Below are 20,761 nucleotides of genomic sequence, written 5' to 3' on the forward strand. Positions count from 1 at the left end.
GCTCACTCACCCGAATAACTTATTTGTAGTTGACCTACTTAAATAAGCTCATCAGGATTTGTGCTGGCTATCTACCTGCAACTCCAATGACTTTGGGTATATAGGCATCAAGTTCCTGAGGCAGGAACAAAAACAGGGGTCAGACGTTAAAGCTTTCACCACATCCGCACTCATTAGAGACATTCGGATTGTTGAATTTAAAGCCTTCGTTCAGACCTTCTTTGACGAAATCCAGCTCGGTGCCGTCAAGATAGACCATGCTTTTGCCGTCGATGATCACTTTCACGCCTTTGTCTTCAAAAACGATATCGTCATCGTTCATTTCATCAACAAATTCCAGGACATATGCCATACCGGAGCAGCCCGACGTCCGCACGCCTAAGCGCAGACCTAAGCCCTTACCACGGTGATTTAAAAAGGCGCTGACCCGTTGTGCAGCACTGTCGCTGATTGATATCGACATACAACAACCTCAACTCTAAAGAACCTATGTTACAACTACTTGGCAGTATGTTTGCTTTTGTAGTCGGCGATAGCTGCTTTAATGGCATCTTCAGCCAAAATTGAGCAGTGAATTTTGACTGGCGGTAACTCCAGCTCTTCTGCGATCTGAGTATTCTTGATCGCTTCAGCCTGCTCGAGAGACTTACCTTTCATCCATTCAGTTACCAGAGAGCTGGAAGCAATAGCAGAGCCGCAGCCATAAGTTTTGAAACGCGCATCTTCAATGATGCCAGCGTCGTTAACTTTAATCTGCAACTTCATGACATCACCACAAGCGGGTGCGCCAACCATGCCGCTACCAATGGTAGGATCTGCGTTGTCGAATGACCCGACGTTACGTGGGTTTTCGTAGTGATCGATTACTTTTTCGCTGTAAGCCATGTGATTACTCCTGAGTCTTAAAGTCTGGAATTAATGGTGAGACCATTCAATGCTGCTGATATCCACGCCCTGCTTGAACATATCCCACAACGGAGACAAGTCACGCAGACGCCCAATGGATTTGCGTACCAGCGCAATGGCGTAGTCGATCTCTTCTTCAGTGGTGAAACGCCCCAGAGAGAAACGAATTGAACTGTGGGCCAGTTCGTCGTTCATCCCCAACGCACGCAACACATAAGAAGGTTCCAGACTCGCGGAAGTACAGGCTGAACCCGATGAAACAGCCAAATCTTTCAGTGCCATGATGAGCGACTCACCTTCAACATAGTTGAAACTGATGTTCAGAATGCCAGGTGCGCCATTCTCTAAATCGCCATTCAGGTAAACTTCTTCAATATCTTTGAGGCCATTCCACAACCGCAGGCGCAGCGAACGCAGACGCGCTGCTTCGCTTTCCATCTCTTCTTTGGCGATGCGGTAAGCTTCACCCATGCCCGCTATCTGATGAACCGGTAAAGTCCCTGAACGCATACCGCGCTCATGACCACCACCGTGCTGCTGTGCTTCAATGCGAATACGGGGTTTACGACGAACAAACAGTGCACCAATGCCCATCGGGCCATAAACTTTATGTGCAGAGAAAGACATCAAATCGACTTTCAGTTTGCTCAAATCAATAGGTAATTTACCGACGCTTTGTGTCGCATCAACATGGAAAATGATCCCGCGACTACGGCACATTTCGCCGATGGCCGCGATATCCTGCACCACACCGATTTCATTGTTCACGTGCATGATAGAAACCAGAATGGTGTCTTCACGCATGGCGGCTTCAAGCTGTTTCAGGTCGATAATACCGTTAGACTGCGGTGCCAGATAAGTCACTTCGAAGCCTTCACGCTCCAACTGGCGACAAGTATCCAACACGGCTTTATGTTCGGTCTTACAGGTGATGATGTGCTTGCCTTTCTTCTGGTAGAAGTTAGCAGCACCTTTAATCGCAAGGTTATCGGACTCCGTTGCACCGGAGGTGAAGACTATCTCGCGAGGGTCGGCACCTACCAATGCAGCAATATCATTACGTGCAATATCAACAGCTTCTTCTGCTTGCCAGCCAAACTTATGAGAACGAGAGGCGGGGTTACCAAAAATACCGTCCAGAGTCAGGTACTGCATCATTTTTTCAGCGACACGAGGGTCTACCGGGGTCGTTGCTGCATAATCCAGATAGATCGGTGTCTTTATTTTTGATTCGGTCATTGCTCTTATGCTCCGTACATCACTTCCAAAACGTAAAATTCCGCAGACTCTGCTTATGCGCGCAGATTGACGTTAATCGTCTCTTGCGGTCGGCCATTGGCCGTACGGCGCGTATCGTTATTTTGACGATCCGCAACCTCAAGAATATCTTGGTTATTAACCAGTTCCGCCAATGTGATGTTGTTGAGGAAGCTGCTAATGCGCTCGCTCAAATCACGCCACAAAGTATGAGTCAGGCAACGATCGCCACCCTGACAACCTTCTTTACCCTGGCAACGGGTAGCATCGACAGATTCATCAACGGCAGTGATAACCGCACCGACCGCGATTGCTGATGCATCTTTACCCAGCAGGTAACCGCCACCTGGACCACGAACGCTGGCTACTAAGCCATTTTTGCGTAACCGTGAAAAAAGCTGTTCCAAGTAGGATAATGAAATCCCCTGACGTTCAGAAATATCGGCCAGAGGAACTGGCCCGTCATGGGAATGTAATGCTACATCAAGCATAGCGGTCACGGCATAACGGCCTTTGGATGTCAGTCTCATAGCTAAAATTACCTGTTGGTGAGAACAAGCCAGAACTTTGACATACCCGAGTGTTTCAGTCAACTATTTAACCTAGTAAATCGCTCAAGTATTATTTAACAATTACATTTTCAATAATATGGACCAGTTTCTATAATAACCAATTGATATAAGGCATTAATTTTTGTTGTTATGCTCGCTGACATCAGCACCACGTTGTGGGTATTTATCTTGTTTCTCAATGGATGTCAGCATTCCACGCAGAATATTCAGCTCTTGAGCTTCCGGACGCGCACGGGTAAAAAGGCGGCGCAACTTGCTCATAATCTGCCCCGGATGGGCTTGGCGAATAAAGCCCGTATGAGACAAAACCTGTTCCAGATGCAGATAGAAACGCTCTAGATCATCCACTAATGGATAAGGGGCTTCCTCTTCTTCTACTATTGGGGCAGCCGCTTGCTGTCTATCAAGAAAAGCCACTCGCACTTCATAGGCTAAAATTTGCACCGCCATGGCCAGATTCAGAGAACTGTATTCCGGGTTGGCTGGGATTGCCACATGATAATGGCACTTTTGTAGCTCATCATTCGTCAAGCCGACCCGCTCACGACCAAACACCAGTGCTACCGGCGCATGTTCAGCTTCACGTGCGCTGCGCACGCCACATTCACGCGGCTCTAGCATTGGCCAAGGCAAAGTACGCGAACGGGCGCTAGTTCCGACTACCAAACTGCATCCCGCCAGCGCTTCATCCAGGGTATCCACGATGGTGGCGTTGCCAATCACATCACTGGCACCAGCAGACAATGCAATTGCCTGAGAATCCGGTTTGACCAAAGGATTGACCAGATACAAATTGGTTAATCCCATTGTTTTCATGGCCCTGGCTGTCGAACCCATATTGCCAGTGTGTGAGGTTTCAACCAAAACGATACGAATATTGTGTAACATACAAACTCTGAGGGTAACGGGGAATCGGCATATCTTAACACAGACATAGGAATTTATCCGAACCCCTGCTATACTACGCGCCGTTTCTCGTTCTTTAACATCCTAGTGGAAGATACCCATGCATCCGATGCTGACTATCGCCATACGCGCTGCGCGTAAGGCCGGTAACCTGATTGCCAAAAATTATGAAACTCCGGACGCTGTCGAAGCGAGCCAGAAAGGCAGTAATGACTTTGTTACCAATGTTGACCGCGACTCAGAGAGTCTAATTGTTGACGTTATCCGTAAATCTTACCCAAAACACACCATTATTGGTGAAGAATGTGGTGAGTTACTCGGCGAAGACTATGATGTGCAATGGGTTATTGATCCGCTGGATGGCACTACCAACTTCATCAAACGTCTCCCTCATTTCGCAGTCTCTATCGCCGTGCGCATCAAAGGCCGTACCGAAGTTGCTGTGGTTTATGACCCAATGCGTAACGAACTGTTTACCGCTACCCGTGGTCAAGGCGCTCAGTTAAACGGCTACCGTTTGCGTGGCACCAATGCCAAAGATTTAGACGGCACTATTCTGGCAACCGGCTTCCCATTCAAAGTGAAACAACATGCTCCCGCTTATCTGCGTGTTGTGGGCAAACTGTTTGAACAGTGTGCTGATTTTCGTCGCACCGGTTCCGCGGCGCTGGATCTGGCTTATGTTGCCGCAGGCCGTGTTGATGGTTTCTTTGAAATTGGCTTGAAGCCTTGGGATTTTGCCGGTGGCGAGCTGTTAGTTCGTGAGTCCGGTGGTGTAGTAACTGACTTTGCAGGCGGCCATAACCACTTCAGTTCTGGCAATATCGTGGCCGGTAATCCACGTGTGGTGAAAGGTATTCTTCAGTCCATAGTTCAGGCCGAAGTGAGTGACGCCCTGAAGCGTTAATTCTATACTCGTCATACTTCAAGCTGCATGTGCGTTGGCTGCGTTCAATAACCCGAATCACTTACTGATGTAAGCTCATCGGGATTTTCTCTCTTGCTGCCTTCCTGCAACTCGAATTATTTAGAGTATATATGAATGACGGTTTGATACAAAAAAGCCAGTCGGCTAACCCTGACTGGCTTTTTTATTGTTCATTTAACGCCCGAATGGCCGGACTCCGCCGATAAAGTCCGGTTGGCTGGAAAGATAAAGCAGAGTACCGGCAAACAGCAGAATAATTCCGCCGGTTAATGCCAATGTCGCCCAAGCTATCCCTCCCCATGCTGCGGGTGCCCGCTTACGGCTTAAATGCACCGCTAACCGTCGCGCATAGTGAACAAACAATGCCAGCAATGAAATAGTCAATGACGTGCCGATGGCCATGGCAATAGCCGAAAAAATACCCCACCAATAAACCCCAATTACTTTAGCAAACAGCAGCACCATAATCGCGCCAGAGCAAGGCCGCATCCCCATCGCCAACACAATGGCCAGACGGGTGCGCCAGTCGTTGCCCGCTTGCAGTTCTTGCGAACTCGGCATATGGCGATGCCCACACCCGCAGCTCCCACTGTGAACATGGTCAGCACTCAATGGCTGTATACGCTGAATACTGATTTTCTGCGGCTTTAATAATTTCACTTGATGGTAAAGCCGCGCTATTGCGCGGTAACACAATAAAACCCCGAGCGCGATAACCAGCAAAAAACTGCCTTTTTCCAGCCAAAAGCTGCTTTGGTGCAAATAGCGGGAGGAGAGTTGCAATATGCCCAGTAACACTGTCACCAGCAAGATAGCGACACCGCCTTGTAATATCGACGCCGCAAACGTCAGTTTCAAACTATTTTTGAGTTGTGCCGGGTGGGTGGCGAGATAAGTCACTATCACCACTTTGCCATGTCCCGGCCCCACTGCATGGAGCACGCCGTAAATCAGGCTGAATATCATCAGCGCCAAGCCGGCTTGATGCGGATTAGCTTTCACCTGTTGCAGTAACTGGGCCATCTGCTGATGCATATTTTTTTGCCAAACCACTGTTTTAAACAGCAGTTCCGGCCAATAAAACCATGCTACCTGTGCGGCAGTGGCCAGCAAGACTAAAAACAACAACAGTGGCCATAAATTTATTAGCCAATGCTTTCGCCGTGAAGCGGAGGTGAGACCTACTGACATTGTACTGTGACCCGTTGGGCGAATTGTTTGCCAAGTTCCATATCTTCTCCTGGTGAATCACTTTTATCCAAGGACAGCGCGTAAGCTTGTAATGATGCATTTGGGTTGGGCGTGAATAAGGTCAATTTGCAGCTTTTTGCCATTTCAGCCGACAATCTTATCGCCTTATTGCCGTCATAGGTCATATCCACAAAATAGGTAGGGTCGTAAGTCGAGATAATAAAAGGCTTTCCGGCCAGCGGCTGCGGTTCAGCCAAGGGTAAAATAAACTCTAAAACCGCCTGATGGCCCTTACGCGACAAATGATATTCTGTCGGTAAGTTTTTATATTTCACCGGCTTACCATCACGATATATATCTGTGAAATAGTGCTGCCCCAGCACATTGGCCATGACTTCGGCTGCCAATTTCTTCCAAATTTCAGAGTCACTTTTGGCATTTTCTGCATCATATAGCAGATCCGCGGAAGTTATTTCATCCATAGTCCACACCATTTTTATTCCCACCAGCGTCTGTTTTTCACTGACAAAGCTGGCATCCATATCGATAAAACTATGAGGGTGAGCCTGTGCCAGCTGACTGTAAATAAGAGCGCCCCCCGTTAACAACAAGGTCATCAGTCGGTTAATTACGCCCGATTTGTTATAATGTAACATATAGTGCATTCATCAATCCTTGGGAATTCCACGATAATTGTGATGTAAGTTGTAAGTCGATGTAAAAGCTCCCAGCCCTAACCCACTGAATGAATCTCTTTTGCTATGCTTAAGCATGATGAATAACAACACATCCATCACGGAAGGTTATATGCACTTGGACACGTCTTCTGTGCCGCTGTTATCCAGTCAACCACTGTCCGGGCAACAACGCCGCTGCCATATGTTACTGATGCTCTTCATGCCCGCAAGCACGGTACAACTGGAGGCTATCAGCCAATTCAACGGCGTCGAGCAGCCCACTACCCGGCAAGATATAGCCGAGGTTACCCATGAAATCCAGTGTTTCTACCATTTGCAATTGAGAGCCAATGCCGATGACAGTTGTTTGCTTCAGGGCAGTCGGCTCGACAAAAGGCTATGTTTAATCCATTGGTTGCGCCGAGGGATTCGCTATTGCCCTGAGTTTATTAAGCACTATTTTGCTCCTGGTTTATATCATGCACTCTCATGGGATAATCGGCTGATTTCAGAGGATTTACCTCACATAATTGCCCAATGTGAACCCTATCTTAACCGCCAACTCAATGAAAAAGATCGCCAGTTTTTACAACTGTATTTGGCTTATTGTGCTTGGGAAAATCGGCAACATGCGCTGCCAGAGTTATCTCTCATCCAGCAACAATGGCTCACACGTAAACCCGCGCGGGCAGCAGCTGACAGCTTATTTGATTCATTTAATCCGCTGCTGGGCGACCCACTCGATAAAGTTGAACGCGACGTGCTCATCCTAATGCTGACCATGATTAAAGCGCACAGTTATCACAGTATTCAATCTGCGGAAGATTCACGTCTGAACAAAGCCATCAACCAGTTAGTCATGCATTTTCAACAACTTTCCGGTATGACACTGAGCAGCAATGAGCTGTTGATGAACCAACTTTTTGCCCATCTCGCCCCAGCTATTGAGCGCTGTTATTTCAATATTGGTATTGATAATTCATCACTGGAAGAAGTTAACCGCCAATATCCCCGGCTGTTACGTACCACTCAGCAAGCCTTGGCGGCGTTCGAGCAAGAATATCAGATTCAATTCTCTGCCGACGAGGTAGCCCTGATAGCCATTAGTTTTGGTGCCTGGTTGATGCAGGGAAATGCATTACAGGAAAAGCAGATTTTGTTACTGACACGGAATAATTCAGAGTTAGAACAACATGTTGAAAAGCACATTCGCGAGTTAACTCTGTTGCCGTTGCATATTAAGTATTTGCCCCATGATGTGTACTTGCGGTCCGGTGCTCCCGCCGGAACTGCGGTGGTGCTGACCCCTTATGCCGTGGAGCAACCTGAATCAACCCCTCCGCTGATTCAGGTATTATTACCCATGAGCGCGCAACAAAATCAGCAGTTATGCCGCCTATTAGGTTTGCCCTAACGGGCAAGATCTTCCGGGTTTGCAACCACCCGAGGACGAATAAACAGCACCGGAATCACTATCAATGCCATCACCCAGAAAACACCGCCCTGATAATGTTCGAACAGGAAACCCGAGATAATAGTCATCACCGCGATTCCTCCGCCCATCGCCAGTGCAGAATAAACCGACTGCAAACGAATCACATCAGCCCCGCGTCGGGCGGCAATAAAGCGCATCGCAGCCAAATGGCAAACAGTAAATGAGCCACAATGCAGGATTTGAATCAGAATAAGCCACGACAGATCCGTGGTGGAAGCCATCAAGCTCCAACGGATAATGCCACTCACAGCGGAAAGCAATAACAGGCTGCGGGCAGTCCAGCGGCGGAAAAGGACATTGCTGAATGCAAATACCAGGATCTCAGCCACCACCCCCAAAGACCATAAATAGCCAATGGTGGCGGCAGAATAACCGGCCTCTTTCCAGTAAATAGAACTGAAACTGTAATATCCGGCATGTGCGCCTTGCAAGAGAGTCACACACAGCAAAAAACGCCATACCTGCGGCTCAGAAAGCAGCACTTTCCAGTCAGTGGCGGCGACATTGCGGTGTTTAACCTCGCCCTGCGGCATCACACTCGGTTTCAGCAATGCTCCCAGTAACATGGCTGAAACGCCGAACAGCAAGCTGTAAAGAATCGCCGGATGGCCCCAAACAGAGACCAGTTTACCGGTCAATGCAGAACCAATAACAAACGCCAGCGATCCCCAGAGCCGGACTTTGCCGTAATCCATGGTTATCTGTTTTTGCCAGGTCGCCGCCAGCGCATCGGTCAGTGGCACTAAGGGGCCAAAAAACAGGTTAAAACCGGCAATAATCACCATTAGCCAAGCCCAACCATTACCAAACCAAAAACCCACGGCGAAGGCCAATGTCAGGAGCGCCAGAATGCGGATTGCCGTCACCAGATGGGAAGGATCTTTAACACTGGGAGCAATAATCAAGCTACCGAGAAAGCGGGAAATTAATCCAGCGCCCAACAAAATACCAATGGTTTCAGGCGGTATCCCTTCCCCTTGTAACCAAATGCCCCAGAAAGGCAGGAAAATCCCATAAGAAAAGAAATAGGTGAAATAGCTGAGCGACAGCCAACGTGTTGATTGCAATACCATGAATCCCTCCGAGGTCAGCCGGTCACTGTGACAGAGGCCCCGCCTGCTAGCAACTTTGTCATTAGGTAAACATGTAATTTGAGATTAGCTTCACATTTACATAACGTTAATAACAAAAAACCCGCATTGCGCGGGTTTTATTAGAAAAATTCAATCGGCCGAAATTATGCGTAAACCGGGAAACGGGCGCAGATAGCCAGAACTTTCTGTTTGATACGTTCGATAGTCGCTTCATCGGTGATGTTATCCAACACATCACACATCCAGCCAGCCAGTTCGCGAGATTCTTCTTCTTTGAAGCCACGGCGAGTAATAGCCGGGCTGCCGATACGCACACCTGAAGTGACAAATGGGCTTTTCGGATCATTTGGCACACTATTTTTGTTCACGGTGATATTGGCACGGCCCAAAGCAGCATCGGCATCTTTACCGGTGATGTTTTTATCAACCAAATCAAGCAGGAACAGGTGGTTATCTGTACCGCCGGAAACCACTTTATAGCCGCGCTCCAGGAAAACCGCCACCATGGCTTTGGCGTTCTTAGCCACTTGTTGCTGGTAAACCTTGAACTCAGGTTCCATAGCTTCTTTCAGCGCTACCGCTTTGCCCGCGATAACGTGCATCAGTGGGCCGCCCTGGTTCGCTGGGAACACAGAAGAGTTCAGTTTTTTATACAGATCTTCGTCGCCACCTTTCGCCAAAATCAAACCGCCGCGTGGGCCAGCCAATGTTTTGTGCGTAGTGGTGGTCACAACGTGTGCATGTGGAACTGGGTTAGGATAAACGCCCGCAGCCACCAGACCGGCGACGTGTGCCATATCCACAAAGAACCATGCGCCGATGCTGTCGGCGATTTCGCGCATTTTTGCCCAGTCAACAATACCGGAATAGGCAGAGAAGCCCCCGATGATCATTTTTGGTTTATGAATTTCGGCCTGACGCGCCATATCTTCATAATCAATTTTGCCCGACTCGTCGATACCGTAAGGAACGATATTGTACAATTTACCGGAAAAGTTAACCGGTGAACCGTGGGTCAAGTGGCCGCCGTGTGCCAGATTCATCCCCAGAACAGTGTCGCCCGGTTGCAGCAATGCAGAGTAAACCGCCACGTTCGCCTGAGAACCGGAATGCGGCTGGACGTTGGCGTAATCAGCGCCAAACAACTCTTTTGCACGATCAATTGCCAGTTGCTCAACAATATCAACATACTCACAGCCACCGTAGTAACGCTTGCCCGGATAGCCTTCAGCATATTTGTTGGTCAACTGAGAACCTTGTGCTTGCATAACACGCGGGCTGGTGTAGTTCTCAGAGGCAATCAGCTCAATGTGCTCTTCCTGGCGCACCACTTCTTGCTCCATTGCACGCCATAGATCTGCATCATAATCGGCAATGTTCATTTCACGCTTTAACATCCGGCTCTCCTGACTTAGCTAACAAAATAGATCTGGTGGACTGCCCTTCTGGGCTTTATGACACAGTGTAAACTGTTTCCCCCCCGTTAAGATAGGTCTTGACAGAGGTTTTTACGCAAACGATTGGCTCCAGACTGCGTAAGGCTTTGACCTGTTCAGACTTCATTCAATGCAACGGAATTATCCTCATATTCATTATGTGATTTTTTCACATTCTGTGAACTGACACTGCGGAGTCATCTCTGGTAAGGGAAATGTGCATTTACAAATTAAAGGGCACACTATAAGATGCATTTAAAATACATGTATTAATTTGCACACTAATAACACCCAAGTCATCGGCATTTCAGTCAGGACGCAGGGGATAAATCTTTAAGGAGCACCGCATGCTGGATAACCACACCATCGCTACTGTTAAATCCACTATTCCATTACTGGCCGCCACCGGCCCCAAGCTCACGGCACATTTCTATGACCGTATGTTCGAGCATAATCCTGAACTCAAACACATTTTCAATATGAGCAATCAGTTTAATGGCGATCAACGCGAAGCCCTGTTCAACGCCATTTGCGCTTATGCGGCAAATCTTGAAAATCTGGCCGCTTTATTGCCCGCAGTTGAACGTATTGCCCAGAAACACACCAGCCTAAACATTCAGCCCGAGCATTATTCAATAGTCGGCCATCATCTGATAAACACACTGGATGAGCTGCTCTCTCCGGGCCAAGAAGTATTAGATGCCTGGGGTAAAGCTTATGGGGTGCTGGCTGATGTGTTTATTACGCGAGAAAGTCAGATTTATCAACAGGGTGAGTCTGCAACCGGTGGATGGCGAACCTTGCGCCGTTTCCGCATCATCAAAAAAGAGAGACAGAGCGAAGTGATTAGCAGCTTTGTATTAGCGCCAGAAGACGGTGGTCAGGTGTTGGATTTCAAACCGGGCCAATATTTGGGCATATATATCGAAGATGAGCGGCTTGAATATCAGGAAATCCGCCAATATTCCCTGACTGCGGCCCCTAACGGAAAAACCTACCGTATTGCGGTGAAACGCGAAGAACAAGGAACGGTTTCAAACTATTTGCACCGTGAATTGAACGAGGGGGACAGTGTTCGCATCGCGCCCCCTCGGGGTGATTTTTTCCTGGATATACCCCCAGAAACACCCGTGGCGCTAATTTCTGCCGGTGTAGGCCAAACCCCAATGTTAAGTATGCTCAATACCCTGCATAAACAGCAGCATTCCGCGCCAATACATTGGTTACATGCGGCTGAAAATGGGCGAGTTCATGCATTTGCCGAGGAAGTTGCCGCGATAGCAAACACTATGCCCAATATCAGCCGCCATGTGTGGTATCGCGAACCAACAGAGCAGGATAAGCGCGGGGAGGATTATCACAGTGAAGGTTTGATGGACCTCAGTTCACATCAATGGCTGGCAGCCGATCCCAATCGACATTATTACTTCTGCGGCCCACTCGCTTTTATGCAATTTGCCGGTCGCCAGCTATTAGCACAAGGGGTGGCGTCTGAGCGCATTCATTATGAGTGTTTTGGCCCACATAAAGTCATTTAAATATTGAATTTTATTTAATTTCTCAGGGGATGCCATCCGCGCACCCCTGTATATCCGTTATAAAAAATCCGTCTACTTATTGCTTTTAAATGTAGTAGAACGTGATTTAGATCTCATATATCCTAATTTAATATTGCCACGATGAGATATTCGGATGAATGTCTAAATATTCATATAACTGAAAATTAATAGTGTGGCTAACTTTGTCCCTCACTATTCATTACCCTGTCACTCGGGGTGAATTAAGGCTGAATTGATCTACCATGAGCAAGAAATTCATAAAAAAAGAAGGATTGGCATTGGTATCCATGGCGCGCTATTTAATTGGTGAGTGCCCTGGCAATCGGCTTAAAACCATTGATGAGTTATCCGATAATTTCGGTATCTCAGTCGGCGTGGTACAACATGCCTTAAAAGTGTTGGAGGCGGATGGCGCTATTATTGTTGAACGCCGTGGCCGTAATGGAACCTTACTGGTTGATCTGAATATGCCGCTGTTACTGCAACAAGCGGATCTGGGCAATATGGTGTGTGCCATGCCACTGCCTTACACTAAACTTTATGAGGGTTTGGCCAGTGGTTTAAGAGAACAATTTACCTTACTTCCCCTTTATTTTGCCCATATGCGTGGGGCAGAAGTGCGGATTGAATGCCTAATAGACGGCATTTATGACATGGCGGTAGTTTCGCATCTGGCGGCTAAAAGTTATCTCGATCAAGGGAAAGTCACACTGGCGTTGAATTTGGGTAATGGCTCTTACGTGGATGGTCACCAACTTATTTGCCGCCGTGGCGAACAGCATAAAATTCGTAGAGTTGGGTTAGATCCGCGCTCACCCGACCAATGTCTGCTGACTGAAATTAAATTTGCCGGGCAATCTATCGAATTAGTCGAATTACCTTATAGCGATTGTATCGCACATATAAACCGTGGTGATATTGATGCCGCCATTTGGAATTTGACAGATAATATTCCCCATGAGGATTTACAGGCAATAAAGCTGCAAGGCGATGAGCGTTATATTCAAGCCTCGCAAGCCGTTATTCTTATCCGGCCCGATAATCATCCCATCAAATTACTGTTGGAAAAAGGGATTAATGAAACATTGCTGCTTAACCACCAGCGAGCTGTACAGCACGGCGAGATAGAACCTCGCTACTAATCATATCAATCTGGCAGCAAGCCAAGCTATTTTCAGGAGGACACTCTTTGAAGATTTGTATTGATGCACGTCTTAATATTTTGTGTCAGTCAGGGGTTATTGATCACGATATTGGTCAAGGATTAGACCAGGTTATCAACCGCTTAGAGAATTTTTGGCAATTGCCAGTGCAGAGTGAACAAGGTGTTATGACCATCACCCATATGGCGAATGCATTGATGCGTACTCGTTATGGTGAAGAGATCCACGCGCTGGACCCAGCAATATTAGCGGAAATTGTTCAAAGTGAAGAGATTCACTATATCCGTGAAATAAATCAGGATTTGTTGGCCTATTTTTCACTAAAACCGGCAGAAAATGAAATCGGATATTTACTCACCAACCTTTACGGTCTATACCTTTCTAGTGACACCCCCCTGCTGCGTTAAAGCATTTTGGTGGGGGATGATTGTGGAAATACAACATCAGGGCCTTTTTCATCATAAATATTCAAAATAATAATAATTTAATAGCTATCTTTCTGCCCAAGGCGGCCAGGAGAGAAAACGTTTTAAAAAACCTATTAAAATAAGACATTAAACTCATTAATGGGACTGTTTCGTTCTGCACCAGGGAAAATTTCAGCCCCATAGTGATGTTATTAAGGTAGAACAAACTGAAGCCAATAACTTTGGTGTTAGAAATAAAAAAGCCCGTATCGTTTGGTGACGAACGGGCTTTCTTATTAGGTCAAAGAAAGAAGTTAAATAGCTTCTTCGTCTTGTTCACCGGTACGAATACGCACCACGCGGGAGACATCAAAGACAAAAATTTTGCCGTCGCCAATCTTACCGGTCTGAGCAGTTTGCATAATGGCTTCTACGCAGGTATCCACGATATCGTCAGCAACAACAATTTCGATTTTTACTTTTGGTAAGAAATCCACCATATATTCAGCGCCACGGTACAGCTCGGTATGCCCTTTCTGGCGGCCAAAACCTTTTACTTCTGTCACCGTCATCCCGGTAATACCGACTTCAGCCAGTGCCTCACGGACATCATCGAGTTTGAATGGCTTAATAATCGCGTCAATTTTTTTCATGGTGAATTCCTGTTTTACCAATTCTTGCGGCCAAAGCCTGATGTAATCGGATAGCGTCTATCTTTACCAAAATTGCGGGCAGTAATACGCGGCCCGACAGCAGACTGACGCCGTTTATATTCATTGATATCTACCAGGCGGATGACTTTACGCACGATAGTTTCATCAAAACCGTCAGCAACCAGATCGGCAACTGACTTATCTTGCTCGACATACCCTTCGAGAATGGCGTCCAAAATATCATAAGGTGGCAGGCTATCCTCATCTTTCTGATCAGGCGCCAGCTCCGCTGACGGCGGCCGAGTAATCACTCGCTGCGGAATCACGTATGAAACGGTATTACGATATTCGGATAATTTAAATACCAGCGTTTTGGGCACATCTTTCAGCACATCAAAACCGCCGGCCATATCACCGTATAGGGTGGCGTAACCGACTGCCATTTCGCTTTTGTTGCCGGTAGTTAATACGATACTGCGGCGCTTGTTTGACAAGGCCATGAGCACCACCCCACGGCAGCGCGCCTGAAGGTTCTCTTCAGTTGTATCGCGCTTGCTGCCAGCAAACATCGGCGACAATTGGCCCATAAAGGCATCGAACATCGGCTCAATAGAGAGCACATCAAATTCAATACCCAAAATTTCAGCTTCTTCTTTGGCATCAGCAATACTGATATCGGCGGTGTAACGGAACGGCATCATCAATGCCTGAACCTTATCTTTACCCAGCGCATCCACGGCAATCGCCAGTGTTAATGCTGAGTCAATCCCGCCCGATAAGCCGAGAACCGCGCCATTGAAACCATTTTTAGTCACGTAATCGCGCACCGCCAAAACCAAGGCCTCGTAGACCTGGGCCAATGGCGGCAGCTCTGCAGCCGGTGCGGTCATCGGCACCACGTCACATTCATTGAATTGCAATAAAGTGGTTTGCTCGGCAAATGCCGCCAAACGGTGGGTCATATTACCGGCGGCATCGAACACTTTAGAGCAACCATCAAAAATTAGCTCATCCTGACCACCGATTTGGTTGAGGTACACCAGTGGCAATCCAGTGCGCTGGCAATGAGCCGCCATCAGCGTTTTGCGGATATACGGTTTTTCTCGGTTATACGGAGAGGCATTGATAGACAACACAATTTCCGCACCAGCGGCTTTCACTGCATCAACCGGGCCATCAAACCATAAGTCTTCACAAATCAACAGACCAAGACGATAGCCCTTCAGCTCGACGACACAGCTTTGATGGCCGGCGGAAAAATAGCGTTTTTCGTCGAAGACACCGTAGTTGGGTAATTGCTGTTTGAAATAGCGCCCCTGCAATTTACCATCAGCAAACAGTGATAACGCGTTATACAACTCGCCCTGTTCGCGCCATGGGTGCCCGACCAACACCGCAGTCTGCTGCGTTGCCGCCTGCAAGCGATTTAATTGCGCTTCGCAGCGTTGGTAGAAGTCATCACGATACAGCAGATCTTCTGGCGGATAACCGGACAAAGCCAGCTCGGAGAACATAACTAAATCAGCTCCCGCTTTCTGCTGCTCGTGTAAGGTCTGCAACATACGTTCAGTGTTGCCTTCGATATCGCCGACCAGCCAATTTAACTGGGCTAATGCAATGGAAAGTGATCTGCTCATTGGGATTTAAACTCGGTTGTCAGTGTTGTCATTGATTAACAACAGTTATTCTTTGAAATCGTTGGCATCTAACTCATGGCGTGACAACAACTTGTAAAACTCGGTACGGTTACGCCCCGCCATCCTTGCCGCCTGAGTCACATTACCTTTGGTGATTTGTAACAGTTTACGCAAATAATTCAATTCGAATTGATTACGAGCCTCAACAAAGGTTGGTAATGCCGTATTTTCCCCTTCTAATGCCTGTTCAACCAGGGCCTCACTGATAACCGGCGCAGAGGTTAATGCCACACATTGCTCAATAACGTTGACCAACTGGCGCACATTACCCGGCCAACTGGCGGTCATGAGCCGTTTCATCGCATCGGTTGAGAAGCTACGAACAAAGGGCTTATGCCGTTTCGCTGATTCACGTAACAAATGGTTAGCGAGCAGCGGAATATCTTCTGAGCGCTCATGCAGCGCGGGGATCTTGAGATTCACTACATTCAAACGATAGTAGAGATCTTCACGAAATTCATTTTTTGCCATTGCTTTGGGCAAATCACGGTGAGTCGCTGAAATGATCCGCACATCAATACTTAAATCACGGTTACTGCCCAATGGGCGCACTTTGCGCTCCTGCAAGACTCTCAGCAACTTCACCTGCAAAGACAGAGGCATATCGCCGATTTCATCTAAGAACAGTGTCCCACCTTCGGCGGCCTGAAATAGCCCTTCGCGGCTACTGACTGCACCGGTAAACGCGCCCTTGGCATGGCCAAATAACTCGGATTCCAATAACTGTTCTGGCAATGCACCACAGTTGATGGCGATAAAAGCCTTTTTCGCCCGTGGGCTGGCAGCATGAATCGCTTGTGCCAAGACTTCTTTACCTGTGCCGCTTTGCCCGTTGATCAGTACGCTGACATCCGATTGCGCCACCATTTTGGCTTGCTCCAGCAAGCGCAACATCACTGGGCTGCGGGTGACTATCTCTTCACGCCAGGTATCATCACCGGCAGGAATAGAAAGTTCTAGCGCTGCATCAATTGCTTTATATAAAGCATCGCGATCAACTGGCTTAGTCAGGAAGCTAAACACCCCCTGCTGAGTGGCGGCTACAGCATCAGGAATAGAACCGTGGGCGGTCAGAATAATTACCGGCATACCCGGTTGATGCTTCTGAATTTCAGCAAATAACGCCATGCCATCCATTTCATCCATACGCAAGTCACTGATAACCAAATCAATTTTTTCACGCATTAACAAACGCAATGCTTCCTGCCCGCTTTCTGCGGTGGTGACATTAAAACCTTCACTGGTTAAACGCATCCCCAGCAACTTCAGTAAGCTGGGGTCGTCATCAACCAGCAGTAGATTGGCCGGTTTGCGTGGCGTCATGAGATTCCTTATTCGTCGCAGGTGGAACGTCAGTTGGGGGAACAACTGGCGGTGTATAAGTATCAGCCGGTTTTTCTCCCGGTTGCGGCGCAGGTTTATTGTCTACTGGCGACTCTGTTGGCTTATTTTCAACCGGAGCAGGCGCGGCGGGTTTAGCCTCAGCCGGCTTAGTTTCAGCCGGTTTCACTTCCGTCGGCTTGGTTTCAACTGGCTTGGTTTCGGCCGGTTTCACGTCCGCAGGCTTAGTTTCAACCGGTTTGACTGGCTCTACTTTTGGCTGAGAATCAGCCTCGGCTGGCTTGAGTGCCGCTGCGGCTGCATCTTTGCTATCCGCATCAGTTTCCGGAATCTCATTTTGCATTTGCTTACGTGATGAAAGCTGCCGTTCAATATCGGTTAGGTTTTCCAGCTTGCGGGTAGTATCCAATAAATTATATTGCAACCGAACCTGGCTTTCTCTCAGACGGTCAATTTGCGCATCGGACTCTTCTTGCAAGCGCTGATAACGCGTGCGCTCTTCAGCCAGAGAGATGCGCAGCACCTGCTGCTCCCGCCACAGTTGAATGAGTGGGCGCACAGCGCCGGGGAAGCTTTGGGTATAACTGTTTAAGCGCTCAACCACCTGACGGCGTTCAGCAATTGAAGGCTCAGAGCTGCTCACCAAAATGCCTTGCTTGAAGGCGGCTGACCACGTGACGACCGGTAAAGACGCGGCTAATGCCCGTGCTTGAGTTGAACCCAAGCGCTCAGCGCAATCCATCGCCCTCAGCCAATAAAGGGAGTTTTCAAGGGTCTCTTTGTCATCAAGACTCCACAGCACATCGCAGGGTAGAGTTCGATAATCAATAATTTTCGTTTCCGGTATCACCATCTGAACTGCCTGGGAAAAACGGCCAACGGTCGGATTATCAGTACACCCCGTGAGTAATAGCGGGGCCAGCAACAAAGCTCGCCAAAAAATACCCGAGCCAGATTTACCCACCAGCTTATTGGCAGTAGTTGATGTCTGGCATGACAAAAAGACGGTCTTTTTCATTATGTTGCGCATAGACCATTTGTACATTATTTATTCATTCTCGGCGGTTAATGGCAATTCAACACGGAAGCAGACTGCGGCGTAATCCACTGACACCAATTGCAAGTCACCCTGCATACGTTTGATACAGTCCTGAGCAATACTCAACCCCAACCCGCTGCCTTTGACAGCGCCTTTTCGCTGATGGCTTCCCTGGAAAAAAGGCTCAAATATCATTGTTTCTTCAGATACTGGGATCGAAGCCCCGGTATTGGCAATATCAATTTGCACGCGGTTATTCACCTGACGGCTGCGAATCCAAATGGTACCGGATTCCTCGCCATAGTGCACCGCATTGGAGTAGAGATTATCCAATACCCGCATCAATAGTGTTGGATCTGCCCAACAAATATCCGCTTTCAGCTCCGTCTCAGTACGAATCATCTTGGCTCGCGCCGGTAAGCTATGGGCCGAAATAACATCCTCGACCATTTCTATCAATTCAACATTTTCAAGCTCACCGGGGCCATCTGCCAGTTTACGGTTATAGTCCAATAATTGTTCAATTAATAATTGTAAATGACGGCTACTATTATCAAGGATAGCCACCACTTCTTTCTGATCTTGAGTCAGTGGGCCTGCAACCTCATCAGCTAACAATTCGGTGCCTTCGCGCATACTGGCCAGCGGCGTTTTCAACTCATGGGAGATATGGCGTAAAAACTCATGGCGCTGTGATTCAAGCCAGGCTAAACGTTCACTGAGCCAAATAATGCGCTGGGCCAGAGAGCGCAACTCGCGCGGCCCTTTAAACAATGCGATATCACCCAGTGGCCGCCCTTCCCCCAGCCGATTAATCATTCGCTCAATGCCCTTAACCGGCCCGATAATCATACGGGTGAATAACACCACCAACAGCACACTGACCAAAAACAGTAACAGGGATTGCCAGCCAAAAAATTGACCACGTTCGGCAATATCTTTTTGTAATTGTTGCCCACGGGAGAAAATCACATCCCGGGTCGCCTGTACCATTTCGGCATTTGAGCGGGAAAATTGCTCTAATAAAGTGGAAGCGTTTTGCTCCGGGCCGCTATTTTTACATTGGATATCAGAAAGTTGAGTTAGCAATCCACTCAACGTCTGGTAATAGCGGGCATCGGGCAGGATCGGGGCATGGGTATCCAGCATTTGAGCGTACTGTTTACGCTGATGCTGATAGAGCTTTGCCAGCGTTGCATCATCTAACACACAGTATTGACGATAGCTGCGCTCCATTTCGAGTGCCACGCTGGTCATTGCCTCGCTGCGCCGGGCATCAGCCAACGTAGTACGATTAATGTCGGCCGCCTGGGTACTCAGATGATCAAGACTTTGATAAGCCTGATAGGCTAGCACCAATAAAGGGAGCAGCACCAACAGGAATGCCATGAGCACCAATTGCCGTAAAGAACGGGGGAACAAACGCCATCTTTTCAACGAAATCATCTCATTACCTATCATTCTGTTGTGATGCTAACTGACTCAGCCAGGATTACAATGCCTGTGACCCAATTTATGCGGGCATGTCCGCAACTTGTCCGGTTGATTGAAGTAAAAAAAAAAGCACTTAGCGTTGAGCAAAGTGCTTTTAATTAAGGTTGCTTGTCCATTATCGTCAGAATCATCATCAGACCTGCTTTTATTGTCATTTGCCGTGAAAACGGAAAGCTTTACCTTATCTTTGACCTTAATATGCCCTAAATAATTCGAGTTGCAGGAAGACGGCCAATACGCATGCAGCTGAAGTATGACGGGTATAGATGTGACAACGGGGCAATAAATGCCCCGTCGCAGAATATGTGGATGCCCTTAAACATCGTCTCCAGTTTGATGAAGCCGAGGCAATCATCGGGAGGATGAGACGAATAGCATCCAGACATGTCCAATATTGATGAACTACTCATCACAGTAGGACATAGGCGGCGCCTCACTCAACGTGTCGTCCGATGTTTGATATGTGCATTCACACAATATCGGTTTAGATGGACGATAGGCACCAGTCTTTGGCATCATTCGGTGGCTTATGAAGTGCATATTCCGCTTTACGGCGGGACTATCATAAATAGGTGAATGAGCAACTGATATAGATAATGCATCTTGCGTGCCAAGTTTTAAAAAACACAATTAAGCTATTGATATTAAATATAAATAAATTTAGTCGTCAACTTCTTACCCTACTCTTTCTCATGAAGTCGAGTGATTCAATCCCGTTTTGTCGCTATTACCCGACAGCCAAGCCCCATATAAATAAAAACAATATAAATCAATCAGATAAATGTCTCCTTTTTGAGACAATCTCAATAGCCATTGTCTCGATTTACCGACATTATTTATTAAATCATTATTAATCAATAAGTTAATTATATTGGGTACCCTATTATATTCCTTATTTCTCCCTTCAATCTCAGCCTTTTACCACGGCTCTGCAAACTGCAACATA

At 47.6% G+C, this 20,761-nt stretch carries 19 protein-coding genes; 5 read left to right on the top strand and 14 right to left on the bottom strand.

Going from position 1 to position 20,761, the window contains the following annotated elements; translation table 11 throughout:
• Nucleotides 1-139 precede the first annotated feature (139 nt).
• The 5 genes from iscA to trmJ all read right to left on the bottom strand — a co-directional run bounded on the left by iscA (nucleotide 140) and on the right by trmJ (nucleotide 3,623).
• Nucleotides 140-463: an iron-sulfur cluster assembly protein IscA gene (gene iscA / locus DX162_RS00500; protein ID WP_004393580.1), complete on the bottom strand. Its 324-nt coding sequence runs from the start codon at nucleotides 461-463 to the stop codon at nucleotides 140-142.
• A 35-nt stretch (nucleotides 464-498) separates the two neighbouring features.
• Nucleotides 499-885 (bottom strand): Fe-S cluster assembly scaffold IscU, encoded by a 387-nt coding sequence (gene iscU, locus DX162_RS00505; protein WP_004393581.1) that lies wholly within the window; start codon nucleotides 883-885, stop codon nucleotides 499-501.
• A 30-nt stretch (nucleotides 886-915) separates the two neighbouring features.
• The gene (locus tag DX162_RS00510; RefSeq protein WP_032821291.1) at nucleotides 916-2,130 is read right to left on the bottom strand and encodes an IscS subfamily cysteine desulfurase; all 1,215 of its coding nucleotides are present in this window, start codon (nucleotides 2,128-2,130) and stop codon (nucleotides 916-918) included.
• Between the two features lie 68 nt (nucleotides 2,131-2,198).
• On the bottom strand, nucleotides 2,199-2,693 hold the full coding sequence (iscR, locus tag DX162_RS00515) for a Fe-S cluster assembly transcriptional regulator IscR (RefSeq protein ID WP_004393583.1): 495 nt from the start codon (nucleotides 2,691-2,693) through the stop codon (nucleotides 2,199-2,201).
• Nucleotides 2,694-2,849: 156 nt separating this feature from the next.
• Nucleotides 2,850-3,623 (bottom strand): tRNA (cytosine(32)/uridine(32)-2'-O)-methyltransferase TrmJ, encoded by a 774-nt coding sequence (gene trmJ, locus DX162_RS00520; protein ID WP_004393584.1) that lies wholly within the window; start codon nucleotides 3,621-3,623, stop codon nucleotides 2,850-2,852.
• Between the two features lie 118 nt (nucleotides 3,624-3,741).
• Between trmJ and suhB the strand changes: the two genes are divergently transcribed.
• Nucleotides 3,742-4,548 (top strand): inositol-1-monophosphatase, encoded by an 807-nt coding sequence (gene suhB, locus DX162_RS00525; protein WP_004393585.1) that lies wholly within the window; start codon nucleotides 3,742-3,744, stop codon nucleotides 4,546-4,548.
• A gap of 195 nt (nucleotides 4,549-4,743) precedes the next feature.
• Here the strand turns inward: suhB and DX162_RS00530 are convergent, their stop codons facing one another.
• The gene (locus tag DX162_RS00530) at nucleotides 4,744-5,760 is read right to left on the bottom strand and encodes a nickel/cobalt transporter (protein ID WP_032819832.1); all 1,017 of its coding nucleotides are present in this window, start codon (nucleotides 5,758-5,760) and stop codon (nucleotides 4,744-4,746) included.
• Complete coding sequence (locus tag DX162_RS00535; RefSeq protein ID WP_169311110.1) at nucleotides 5,751-6,416, bottom strand: DUF1007 family protein; 666 nt, start codon at nucleotides 6,414-6,416, stop codon at nucleotides 5,751-5,753. Before DX162_RS00535 ends, DX162_RS00530 begins: the two co-directional genes overlap by 10 nt.
• Nucleotides 6,417-6,567: 151 nt before the next feature.
• On the opposite strand from DX162_RS00535, the gene csiE reads away from it, so the two are divergent.
• Nucleotides 6,568-7,851 carry a stationary phase inducible protein CsiE gene (gene csiE / locus DX162_RS00540; protein ID WP_032819830.1) on the top strand — a complete coding sequence of 428 codons (1,284 nt, stop codon included), beginning with the start codon at nucleotides 6,568-6,570 and terminating at the stop codon, nucleotides 7,849-7,851.
• Here the strand turns inward: csiE and DX162_RS00545 are convergent.
• Complete coding sequence (locus DX162_RS00545; RefSeq protein ID WP_004390541.1) at nucleotides 7,848-9,005, bottom strand: 3-phenylpropionate MFS transporter; 1,158 nt, start codon at nucleotides 9,003-9,005, stop codon at nucleotides 7,848-7,850. The genes csiE and DX162_RS00545 overlap by 4 nt on opposite strands.
• A 164-nt stretch (nucleotides 9,006-9,169) precedes the next feature.
• The gene (glyA, locus tag DX162_RS00550) at nucleotides 9,170-10,423 is read right to left on the bottom strand and encodes a serine hydroxymethyltransferase (protein WP_004390539.1); all 1,254 of its coding nucleotides are present in this window, start codon (nucleotides 10,421-10,423) and stop codon (nucleotides 9,170-9,172) included.
• A gap of 386 nt (nucleotides 10,424-10,809) precedes the next feature.
• Here glyA and hmpA point away from each other — a divergent pair, with 386 nt between their 5' ends.
• The 3 genes from hmpA to DX162_RS00565 all read left to right on the top strand — a co-directional run bounded on the left by hmpA (nucleotide 10,810) and on the right by DX162_RS00565 (nucleotide 13,591).
• On the top strand, nucleotides 10,810-12,000 hold the full coding sequence (gene hmpA / locus DX162_RS00555; protein WP_004390538.1) for an NO-inducible flavohemoprotein: 1,191 nt from the start codon (nucleotides 10,810-10,812) through the stop codon (nucleotides 11,998-12,000).
• A 263-nt stretch (nucleotides 12,001-12,263) separates the two neighbouring features.
• A complete protein-coding gene (gene yhfZ / locus DX162_RS00560) occupies nucleotides 12,264-13,163 on the top strand; it encodes a GntR family transcriptional regulator YhfZ (protein WP_098080963.1) in 900 nt (299 codons plus the stop codon).
• 47 nt (nucleotides 13,164-13,210) lie between these two features.
• On the top strand, nucleotides 13,211-13,591 hold the full coding sequence (locus DX162_RS00565; protein WP_004390536.1) for a PRD domain-containing protein: 381 nt from the start codon (nucleotides 13,211-13,213) through the stop codon (nucleotides 13,589-13,591).
• A gap of 314 nt (nucleotides 13,592-13,905) precedes the next feature.
• On the opposite strand, the gene glnB is transcribed toward DX162_RS00565, so the two are convergent.
• Genes glnB through DX162_RS00590 form a run of 5 tightly spaced genes read right to left on the bottom strand, consistent with a single transcriptional unit; the run spans nucleotide 13,906 to nucleotide 19,767 of the window.
• Nucleotides 13,906-14,244 carry a nitrogen regulatory protein P-II gene (gene glnB, locus DX162_RS00570; RefSeq protein WP_002231018.1) on the bottom strand — a complete coding sequence of 113 codons (339 nt, stop codon included), beginning with the start codon at nucleotides 14,242-14,244 and terminating at the stop codon, nucleotides 13,906-13,908.
• A 14-nt stretch (nucleotides 14,245-14,258) separates the two neighbouring features.
• On the bottom strand, nucleotides 14,259-15,881 hold the full coding sequence (locus DX162_RS00575) for an NAD+ synthase (RefSeq protein ID WP_004390534.1): 1,623 nt from the start codon (nucleotides 15,879-15,881) through the stop codon (nucleotides 14,259-14,261).
• A 45-nt stretch (nucleotides 15,882-15,926) separates the two neighbouring features.
• The gene (gene glrR, locus DX162_RS00580) at nucleotides 15,927-17,264 is read right to left on the bottom strand and encodes a two-component system response regulator GlrR (RefSeq protein WP_005159455.1); all 1,338 of its coding nucleotides are present in this window, start codon (nucleotides 17,262-17,264) and stop codon (nucleotides 15,927-15,929) included.
• On the bottom strand, nucleotides 17,227-18,300 hold the full coding sequence (gene qseG / locus DX162_RS00585; RefSeq protein ID WP_080548278.1) for a two-component system QseEF-associated lipoprotein QseG: 1,074 nt from the start codon (nucleotides 18,298-18,300) through the stop codon (nucleotides 17,227-17,229). Before qseG ends, glrR begins: the two co-directional genes overlap by 38 nt.
• A 30-nt stretch (nucleotides 18,301-18,330) precedes the next feature.
• Nucleotides 18,331-19,767 (bottom strand): sensor histidine kinase, encoded by a 1,437-nt coding sequence (locus DX162_RS00590; protein WP_049561091.1) that lies wholly within the window; start codon nucleotides 19,765-19,767, stop codon nucleotides 18,331-18,333.
• Nucleotides 19,768-20,761 lie beyond the last annotated feature (994 nt).

It is taken from the genome of Yersinia kristensenii, assembly GCF_900460525.1.
Taxonomy (GTDB): Bacteria; Pseudomonadota; Gammaproteobacteria; order Enterobacterales; family Enterobacteriaceae; genus Yersinia; species Yersinia kristensenii.